General features: G+C 66.3%; 7 protein-coding genes. 3 read left to right on the forward strand and 4 right to left on the reverse strand.

All coding sequences use genetic code 11. The features are described 5' to 3' along the window. Window positions 1–582: 582 nt before the first annotated feature. Window positions 583–1,218, forward strand: a complete 636-nt coding sequence (locus tag H7U20_RS08090; protein ID WP_199519079.1) for a helix-turn-helix domain-containing protein — start codon at window positions 583–585, stop codon at window positions 1,216–1,218. A 28-nt stretch (window positions 1,219–1,246) separates the two neighbouring features. Here the strand turns inward: H7U20_RS08090 and H7U20_RS08095 are convergent, their stop codons facing one another. Further along, window positions 1,247–2,641, reverse strand: a complete 1,395-nt coding sequence (locus H7U20_RS08095; RefSeq protein ID WP_199519080.1) for a sensor histidine kinase — start codon at window positions 2,639–2,641, stop codon at window positions 1,247–1,249. A 266-nt stretch (window positions 2,642–2,907) separates the two neighbouring features. Beyond that, entirely contained in the window at window positions 2,908–4,791 is a 1,884-nt protein-coding gene (locus tag H7U20_RS08100) for a DUF885 domain-containing protein (RefSeq protein WP_199519081.1), read from the reverse strand. Between the two features lie 274 nt (window positions 4,792–5,065). Between H7U20_RS08100 and H7U20_RS08105 the strand changes: the two genes are divergently transcribed. Then, window positions 5,066–5,761: a PEP-CTERM sorting domain-containing protein gene (locus H7U20_RS08105; protein ID WP_233410579.1), complete on the forward strand. Its 696-nt coding sequence runs from the start codon at window positions 5,066–5,068 to the stop codon at window positions 5,759–5,761. Window positions 5,762–5,880: 119 nt separating this feature from the next. Here the strand turns inward: H7U20_RS08105 and H7U20_RS08110 are convergent, their stop codons facing one another. After that, a complete protein-coding gene (locus H7U20_RS08110; RefSeq protein ID WP_199519082.1) occupies window positions 5,881–7,065 on the reverse strand; it encodes an HPP family protein in 1,185 nt (394 codons plus the stop codon). A 73-nt stretch (window positions 7,066–7,138) separates the two neighbouring features. Then, entirely contained in the window at window positions 7,139–7,624 is a 486-nt protein-coding gene (locus H7U20_RS08115; RefSeq protein ID WP_199519083.1) for an Lrp/AsnC family transcriptional regulator, read from the reverse strand. A 138-nt stretch (window positions 7,625–7,762) separates the two neighbouring features. Between H7U20_RS08115 and H7U20_RS08120 the strand changes: the two genes are divergently transcribed. Next, a partial coding sequence (locus tag H7U20_RS08120; RefSeq protein ID WP_233410580.1) for a cysteine desulfurase family protein occupies window positions 7,763–9,154 on the forward strand: 1,392 nt, incomplete at its 3' end.

The following is a 9,154-nucleotide window of genomic DNA, read 5'->3' on the forward strand; positions in this document are numbered from 1 at the left end:
CACCTTCGGGTGCCGTTTTTTTTCGTCCGGGTTTTATTCAAGTGGCGGGTTTCGATGAGTGATTTTAAATATGGCGGCGAGGATAGTTATTCAGGGAATTGGCGGCAATAAACTGTTTGCGTAAATCTATTCTGGAATATGCCATATGTGCTTTGTTTATTGCCGCGAGCCTGCGGTCGATTTGCATATTTTTAATATGGGTTAAGGCCGTGTTTCTCGCGCAGGTGAGAAACCATGCCTGCATGGGTCCCGCTATGTCGACCTTGACAGCATGCGACGCATGGGTTCCCGCGTGCGCGGGAACGACAGCGGGAGTCTGCCCACATCCCAGGCCTACGGGACTGCCGGGGATATCCGCATAAGGCTTAATATGCCATTTTTTGGCATGCTCTGCCGAAGGGGCAAATTTTGAAGAGGGCCGGGCTGTGGCCGGGGGGACGGCGTTGCCGATGTTGGCGAGAAGGCGGTTTTGCCGGTTCTTGTTGCAAAGCCGGCTGACTCGAGGCCTTTTGCCGGGGCGCAATGTGGAAAGCACAATACTGTCGAGCCAGTTTCTAGTTCATTCATGCTAAGATTTAGCTCATGATAGCCCAAGCCCTCTTCACTCCCGCCCAGCAAAAGCTGCTGGGTTTGCTTTTTGTCCGTGTCAACCAGGGTTTCCACCTGAATGAGATCATGCGTTTGACGGGATTGGGCAGCGCGTCGGCCCAGCGCGAGCTGAAACGCCTGCACGACTCCGGCCTGATCGTTTCCGAGCGGATCGGCAACGTCCGGCGTTTCCGGCCGAACAGGGAGTGCATGATCTATGGAGAATTGAGCAGTCTGGTGAAGAAGACCTTCGGTCTGGTCAGCGTGCTCAACTCCGCGCTGGCACCGTTGTCCAAGGTGTTGAATGTCGCCTTTGTGTATGGCGCGACGGCCAAGGAACACGAGGGCATGGACACCAATGTCGAGTTGTTGCTGATCGGCGATAACACCAGTTATGGCGAGCTGTTATCCCGCTTGCCGGTGGCCGAGCGTATCTTGCGGCGCAAGATAAATCCCAACCTGTATTCGGTCCCCGACTTTAAACGGCGCTTGCGCGAGCAACAGCCGTTTATTCTGCAAATGCTGCGCGAGGAAAAGATATTCGTGCTGGGCGAAGAGGAGGATTTAAATGGCGTGATGGATTCGGACGTAAAGTTTGAATCGGATTTGAATAATCCAAAATTCGTTTGACACCGATACGCCGGCTGCGGACCGGGTATTATCTTTTCGGCGTTGCGCAATCGCTGGGGAATTGCAGCGAAAACATCGTATAGCGCCCGGCCTTCGATTCGCAATGAATCTGGCCGCCGAAGGCGGTTAATACGCGCTGGCAAAACGCCAGGCCCATGCCGGTGCCGCCGCCGCCTTGGCGGGTGGTATAAAACGGATCGAATACGTGCGGCAACACATCCTCGGGAATACCGGGGCCGGTATCGCGCACCACCAATTGTTTTCCTTTTCCGCAGGTGAAGAATTCGATCTCCACCTCGCCGCGTCCGGACGACTTAATCGCGTGCAGGGCGTTCTTGAACAAGTTATACAACACATACACCAGCAGCACGTCCGAGCCGTAAAAGGTGAAGTCGTTCTCGATGCGCACCCGCACCTTGTCGCGCATGGCGCTTTCGAAGGGATAACGGGCGAGTGCCTCGTCGACGCATTTCTTAACGGAATGCAAGGCGAAGTCTTGCCGGTTCAGCGTGCCGGCGCGGGCCGAGGCCAGCACCAGGTCGACCACGAAGTTCGAGCGCGACACCTCGGCGTCGATCAGTTGGGCCAGATCGGCCAGATAGGCCAGCTTGTCCGGACGCAGGGCGGGCGCGTGCAAGCCGTGGGCGATGGCGCATTGATATCCGGCGAGCAACTCCGGCAGGCTCTTGCTCAACACCCGGGCCTGGCTGCGGATGGTGGCCAGCGGCGTGCGCATCTCGTGGGCGATGGTGGCGGCCAGTTCGAGCGGATCGGTCAGCAGGTCGTGGCGCACCGTGGCCAGGGCGATCAGGCCGAGGCTGGCGGCGATGAACAGCACGCCGGGTGGATAGAACTGCACGCCGTAGTTGGCCAGGTAGTCGACCGCCGCCAGCAGATAAACCAGCATGCTGGCCAGGCAGTAGCGCAGCCGGGTTCGCTCGCTGGCGACGGCGGCGCGCTGGCGGCGGTACAGCAGATGCAGGCCGCGCGCCACGACCAGCACGGTTTGCAGCAGGTGCAGCGGATGCAGCCAGCCGGCGCGCGGGTAGTAGCCGAAGAAGTAGGAGTGCAGGCCGGCGACGATGGCGTCGCTGCTCAGCAGGGCGACGGCGAGGATGACCGAGGCGCCATAGGACAGCTCGACCCAGCGCCGCTCGGCCTGCCGGCCGGTCAGCTCGACGATGAAGTGGTAGAGCGTGGTGGGCAGGAAGAGGATCAGCAGATAGCCGAACTTGGCGAGAATTAGCGCATGATGCGCATCCTTGAGCTGGAACAGCACGGCCCAGCTGATTTGCCAGCAAAACGTGGCGGCGCAGATCAACAAGGCGGGTTGGCCGATCCGGCTGGCGCCGTGCTTACGCAGCAGAAAGATGCCGTAGGCGAGGAAGAAGAAGGACACCAGCGCGGGCAGGATCGAAGGCATGGTGCACTTTCTAACGGCGGAGTCGATAGGGAAGGAGGGAGGGTCCGCCGATACTAGCAACTGGCATTGTGCATGTCGATGTTGCGGGCTTGAATAAAACGCAAGTGTTTGCGCAATATCAAATATTGTTTAGTTCGCCTATCCGGCCCGCCGAGCGCGCCGCAGGGCGGCGGCGTCCGTTGCCGGCGGGTGCCGGTGAACGCTCGCGACGGGCCGCCCGCTCGGGCCGCCCGTCGGCGATGTTGCATTGCGATGCGCGCGGATGGCTAGCGTTGCGCGGCGATCCAGCGGTCGACTTTGGCTTCCAGCAGGCTCAAGGGCAGGGTGCCATCGCTCAGCACCACCTCATGGAACTTCGGCAGGCTGAATTTCTCGCCCAGCGCTTGTTGGGCGCGCTGGCGCAGTTGGACGATCTTCAGCGAGCCGATCTTGTAACCCAGCGCCTGGCCGGGCCAGGCCATGTAGCGTTCGGTCTCGCTCTTGGCCACCGTGTCGTAGCCCAACGTTTCCCGCATGTAGGCGATGCTTTGTTCGCGTGTCCAGGCCTTGGCGTGCATGCCGGTGTCGACCACCAGGCGGGTGGCGCGCAGCAGTTCGTCGTTCAAGTGGCCGAAGTACTGCTCGGGATCGTTGAACAGGCCCATCTCCTTGCCCAGCGTTTCGGCGTACAGCGCCCAGCCCTCGGTGTAGGCGTTGTTGCCGCCGTACTTGCGGAAGTCGGGCAGGTTCAGCTCCTGCATCAGGGCGATGTGGAAGTGGTGGCCGGGCTTGCCCTCGTGCAGGAACAAGGTGGTCATGCCGGTGTTGCCGTACTTGGTGGGATCGTTGACCACCGACCAGAACACGCCGGGCCGCGAGCCGTCGCCGGCCGGCGCGGTGTAGTGGTCGGAGGCGGTGGCGCGGCTCAGCTCGGGCTCCAGGCGCAGGTCCAACTTGGCCTTGGGCACCAGCGTGAACAGCTGGGGCAGCTTGCTGTCGAGGATCTCGTCGAGCTTGTGGTAGACCGCCTGCACTTCCTGTTCGGTCTTGAAGGGGAAGAACTTGGCTTGCTGCGAGACCCAGACCGGCAGGCCGGCGGCCGGGCCGGTGTAGCCCAGTTGCGGGCCGAGCAGGGCGAACTGCTGCTGGATGCGGGCCACTTCCTGCAAGCCGGTGGCGTGGATCTGTTCCGCCGTCAGCGTGGTGGTGGTGGCGTTGGCGACGCGGGCGCGGTACCAGGCCTGGCCATTGGGCAGATCGCCCAGGCCGCTGCTGTTGCGGCAGGCCGGCAGGTAGTCCTGTTCGAGGAAGGTGGCCAGGCGGGCCAGCGCCGGCATCAGGCGTTCGGCCACGACGGCGCGGTAGGCGGCGCCCAGGCGCTGCTGCTCGGCGGCGGAGAAGGTGGCGGGGAATTGCTTGGCCGGCGTATAGAAGATGTTGCTTTCCGGCGTGGCGCTGAGCAGCTTCTGGAATTGCGGCAAGGCCGACAGCATGATCGCCTTCGGCAGGGTGACGCCTTGGCGCATGCCCTGGCGCATGTTGGCGATGGCCTGGTCCAGCCATGCCGGCAGTTGGTTGAGCCGGCTCAGGTAGGCCTCGTATTCCTTGACCGTGGTCAGCGGTTGCGCGCCCTCGCCGCTGGCGTAGTTGGCCAGCATCATCGGCACGCTGTCCATCTGGTTGATCGGCAGCAGGTGCTCGGGGAAGGGCTGCATCGCCAGCAGGTCGCCCAACTCGTAGTCGAGGATGTCGTAGTTGACGCGGGCGCGCTCGTCGAGCTTGGCGCGGGGGATAGCGTGCAGGCGCTTGGCGAACTGGCGGTAGAGGGCGAATTGGCGGGCCCGCCGGGCCGGTGCGATGGACAGGCCGAGCTGGTCGTCGAAGCGCTTGTCGCCGTTTTCGGTGGCGGCGATGGGGTCGAAGCGGGCCAGCGCCTGATAGTAGGCGTCGGCCAGGGCCAGCAGCTGGCGGCCGGCCGGCGTTGCCGCGCTGCCGGTCGTGGCTGTGGCTGCCGTGGCTGTGGCCGTGGCTGCTGCTGCGGCGGCTGCGGCGCCGAGCGGCGCGGCGGCGGCGTGGCCGGCGCACAGCGCGGCCAACGTCAGGCCGGCGGCGGCGGCGATGGGGGCGAGGCGGGCGGAAAACAAGGTGGGGCGGGCGGGGCGAGGCGTCATTGCGGATTCCTGAGTAGGTGTCACGGTGTCGAAATAAGGCGGCGACAAGGATACGCGATGCGGCGGCCTTGCCGGTGGAAATTTGTAGCGCCGCCACACAATTTCCTTGTGGAAATGCCAAATGATAATTTGCAATGAATATTCATTGTTTCGCCGAAAAATTGTCCTACTCTGAAACTTGCCGCAACGGTAGATAACTTTCTTGCAGGCATAGACGGCGCGGCCTCCCGGCAAGGTGGCGGCGATTCAAAAAAGAAAAATCCTCGGGGGTAGCATGAAGAAATTAGCAGCAGCAAGCCTGGTGGCGGCACTGGTCGTTCCCGTGTCGGCGATGGCCGCGCCGACAGTCAATTGGACGCTGTGGAGCGACAGCAGCAGCGGCACGACGATGCAAAACTCGGTGTCGATCAACGTCAGTTACACCGGCGACACCATCGGCATGGACCCCAATCCGGTCTTCTACAACGTGCCCAGCTCGTTCACCAGCGCCGAGGTGCCCAACACCCCGGGCAGCAACGGCACCATCCTGATGGTGGGCGGCGCGGCGACCATCAACGGCTTCCATTTCGACAAGCCGGTGGTCAACCCCTACATGGCCATGTTCAGCGTCGGCCAGGGCGGCGTGCCGGTCAGCTTCAACTTCCAGGACGGCTTGAGCTTCACCCTGCTGAGCCAAGGCCCGGGCAACTGGGGCGGCGGCCTGCTGACGCCGTCCAGCGGCAGCAGCATCGTCGGCTACGAGGGCAACGGCGTGATCAAGTTCACCGGCACCTTCACCGACATCCGCTTCACCACGCCGAACGGCGAATACTATTACGGCGCCACCATCGGCGTATCCGATATCGCGGCGGTGCCGGAGCCGTCCAGCTACGCGATGCTGCTGGCTGGCCTGGGCCTGCTGGGCTGGGCCATGCGGCGGCGCCAAGCGGCGCCGGCGCGCGCGCGACAGTGGCAACAGCGGCAACCGTGAGCGCGCGGTTGGCGGCCGGGGATGCGCGCGGCGAGCGCTGAGCGAGCAGTGAGGCGGTAGAGCGACAGGGACCGGGACCGGGGGGAACCGGTCCTTTGTTTTTTCCGCGGCGGCGGGGCTCAGGCGGCCGCTTCGGCGAAGCGCTGCTCGTACAGCGCCGCCACCAGGTCGGACTGGGTGACGATGCCGGCCAGGCGCTGCTCGGCGTCGACGATGGGGATGTGGTGGAAGCCCGAGTCGGCCATCAGCGGCACCAGGTCGACGATGGCGGTGTCCAGGCCGGCGGTGCGCGGCTTGGTCGACATGATCTGGCCGACCACCTCGGCCTTTTCCGTGTGGCTCAGGCCGCTGGGGCGCAGAAAGTTGCGCAGTTGGCGGCGCAGGCGGCCGTAGTCCTCCAGCCCGCCGTGGTCGAGGAAGTCGCCCTGGCTGACGATGCCGATCACCCGCTTGGCGCGGTTGAGCACCGGCAGGGCGCCGATGTTGTGCTCGCGCATGGCGCGCCAGGCGGCGTCCAGCGGCGTGGCGAACTCGGCGCTGACGACGTCGCGCGACATGATGTCGGCGCAGCGGATGATGCCGAAGCGGCGCTGGTGGGCGCGCATCTCGGTTTGCAGGAACAGCGTTTCGAGCTGGTCGCGGCTGATGTCGAGCACCTGGTTGTGCTGGCGCAGCACGGCGTCCAGATCCTCCGGCGTGAAGCCCAGGCGCACCGTCGGCTTGACGTCGGCGGTGGCGTGGCTGCTGGCGTGGGCGGCCTGCTGGCGCTGTGGATAGCGGCGGCCGCTGAGGTTGTTGTACAGCACGGCGGCGACCACCAGCAGCAGCGAGTCGACCAGCACCGGGCGCAGCGCGAAGGCGTAGCCGGCGGCGTGCACGGCCGGGCCGCCGATGACCGCCGTCAGCGCCACCGCGCCGCCGGGCGGATGCAGGCAGCGCAGGGCGAACATGGCGGCGATGGCCAGCGCCACGGCCAGCCCGGCGACGGCCAGGCCGCCGCCGCCGAACAGCTGGACGCAGGCGGCGCCGACCAGGCCGGAGACGACGTTGCCGCCGACCACGGACCAGGGTTGCGCCAGCGGGCTGGCCGGCAGGCAGAAGGCCAGCACGGCCGAGGCGCCGATCGGCGCCACCAGGAACAGCTGGGCGCTGTCGCGCGCCAGCAGGAAGTGGCCGGCGAAGGCGGCCAGCAGCAGGCCGGCCAGGGCGCCGACGGCGGCGCGCAGTTGCTCGCGGCGGCCGGCGGTGTTGGGGCCGGGCAGCAGGCCTTGCAGCCAGGCGGGGAGCGGGGAGGAGGACGGCATCGGGTGGGGCGCGGGGTCTGGCCGAGCGGAAAATGGCGGGGCGGACATTTTATCCCATCGGCGGCCGCCCCGCTCAGGCCGGCGCGCCGTGCGCCACCAGTTCCAGCGGCAGCGCCGTGGTGACCTTGATCTGCTCCATCGAGAAGGCCGAGGCGACGCCGGTCAGCTGCGACACCTTGATCAGCTTCTTGTAGAAGCGGTCGTAGCCCTCGATGTCGGTGGTGACCACCTTCAGCAGGTAGTCGACGTCGCCGCTCATGCGGTGGAACTCCTGCACCTCGGGCAGGGCGGTGACGGCGGCGGCGAAGCTGGCCAGCCACTTGTCGTCGTGCTGGCTGGTGCGCACGCTGACGAACACCGTCACCGGCAGGCCGACCTTGCGCCGGTTGACGATCGCCACCCGGCTCTCGATGTAGCCGTCCTCCTCGAGGCGGCGGACGCGCTTCCAGCAGGGCGTGCTGGACAGTCCGATCTTCTCGCCGAGATGGGCGATCGACAGGGTGCCGTCGGCCTGCAGCGCGGCGAGAATGGCATAATCGTAGCGATCGAGTGGATTCATTCTATTTTTCCGTGAAAAGTGGCATATTCATGCTCTATGCGGCGCAACCATCAGACATTTTAGAACATAATTACCGGCCGCAATGAGTAAGCTGTCTCTATTATTCGACCACTTCGCGCCGCCCCCGCCCGCCCCATCATGATCAAGACCGAAATCTACCTCGACGGCAACGCCACCTCCGCCGTCCTGCCCGCCGCCATCGCCGCCGCCGTCGACGCCATGGCCGAACGCTTCGGCAACCCGAGCAGCTCGCACGCCGCCGGCCTGAAGGCCAAGGCGCTGATGGAGGGCGTGCGCCAGCGCGGCGCCCGCCTGCTCGGCGCCGGCGACGGCAAGCTGCTGTTCACCAGCGGCGCCACCGAGGGCATCCAGACGGCCGTGCTGTCGGCCCTGTGCGCCGTGCGCGCGCGCCGCGCCGCCGGCGAGGCGGTCGGCTCGCTGCTGGTCTACGGCGCCACCGAGCACAAGGCGGTGCCGGAGGCGCTGGCGCACTGGAACCGCCTGCTCGGCCTCGACCTGGAACTGTGCGCGCTGCCGGTCGACCAGGACGGCCGCCACGACCTGGCCGCGTTGCGTGGGCTGGCCGGCCGCGCCGCGCTGGTCTGCACCATGGCCGCCAACAACGAGACCGGCGTGATCTCCGACCTGGCCGGCATCGAGGCGGTGTTGCGCGCCGGCGCCAGCGCCGCCTACTGGCTGGTCGACTGCGTGCAGGCGCTGGGCAAGCTGACGCTGGAGCTGGCCGCCACGCGCATCGACTACGCGCCGTTCTCCGGCCACAAGCTGTACGCGCCGAAGGGCATCGGCATGCTGTACGTGCGCGCCGGCGCGCCGTTCACCGCGCTGATGATGGGCGGCGGCCAGGAGGGCGGCCTGCGCTCGGGCACCGAGAACATGGTCGGCATCGCCGCGCTGGGCGCGGTGCTCGAGGCGCTCGAGGGCGGCGGCACCTTCCGCAGCCACGCCGAGCTGGCCGGCGTGCGCGCCCGCCTGGCCGACAGCCTGCGCGCCGCGCTGCCCGGGGTGGTCTTCAACAACCCCTTCGCCAAGGCGCTGCCGACCACCTTGAACTTTTCCGTGCCGGGCCTGGCCAGCGGCGAGTTGATGGACGTGTTCGACGCCGCCGGCCTGCGCGTCAGCGCCGGCAGCGCCTGCTCGGCGAAGAAGGCCGCGCCCAGCTACGTGCTGGACGCCATGGGCCTGCCGGCCTGGCGCAGCAGCGGCGCGATCCGCCTGTCGTTCGGCGCGCTGATCGACGACGCCAGCGTGGCCGAGGCCTGCGCCCGCATCGTCCGCTGCGGCGAGGCGCTGCGCGCCAGCTGCCTGCTGCCCTCGGCGCAGGCGCCGCTGCCGCACGACGGCGTGGTGCAATTGGGCGTCGAGGGCGAATGCAGCTGGCTGGTGCTGGACGCGGCCGGCCGCAGCTGCGTGGTGATCGACGCGCTGGCCGAGCACGGCGAGCGCATCGAGCAGTTCGTCCGCTGCCAGCAGTACCGCGTGCGCGCCATCCTGGCCAGCGCGGCCGGGCCG

It is taken from the genome of Rugamonas violacea (assembly GCF_016461825.1).
In the GTDB taxonomy this organism is placed as follows: Bacteria; Pseudomonadota; Gammaproteobacteria; order Burkholderiales; family Burkholderiaceae_D; genus Rugamonas.

Excerpts from the sequence above, each read along its gene's own strand:
- H7U20_RS08090 (WP_199519079.1), top strand. The coding sequence starts at position 583 with ATGATAGCCCAAGCCCTCTTCACTCCCGCCCAGCAAAAGCTGCTGGGT.
- H7U20_RS08095 (WP_199519080.1), bottom strand. The coding sequence starts at position 2,641 with ATGCCTTCGATCCTGCCCGCGCTGGTGTCCTTCTTCTTCCTCGCCTAC.
- H7U20_RS08100 (WP_199519081.1), bottom strand. The coding sequence starts at position 4,791 with ATGACGCCTCGCCCCGCCCGCCCCACCTTGTTTTCCGCCCGCCTCGCC.
- H7U20_RS08105 (WP_233410579.1), top strand. The coding sequence starts at position 5,066 with ATGAAGAAATTAGCAGCAGCAAGCCTGGTGGCGGCACTGGTCGTTCCC.
- H7U20_RS08110 (WP_199519082.1), bottom strand. The coding sequence starts at position 7,065 with ATGCCGTCCTCCTCCCCGCTCCCCGCCTGGCTGCAAGGCCTGCTGCCC.
- H7U20_RS08115 (WP_199519083.1), bottom strand. The coding sequence starts at position 7,624 with ATGAATCCACTCGATCGCTACGATTATGCCATTCTCGCCGCGCTGCAG.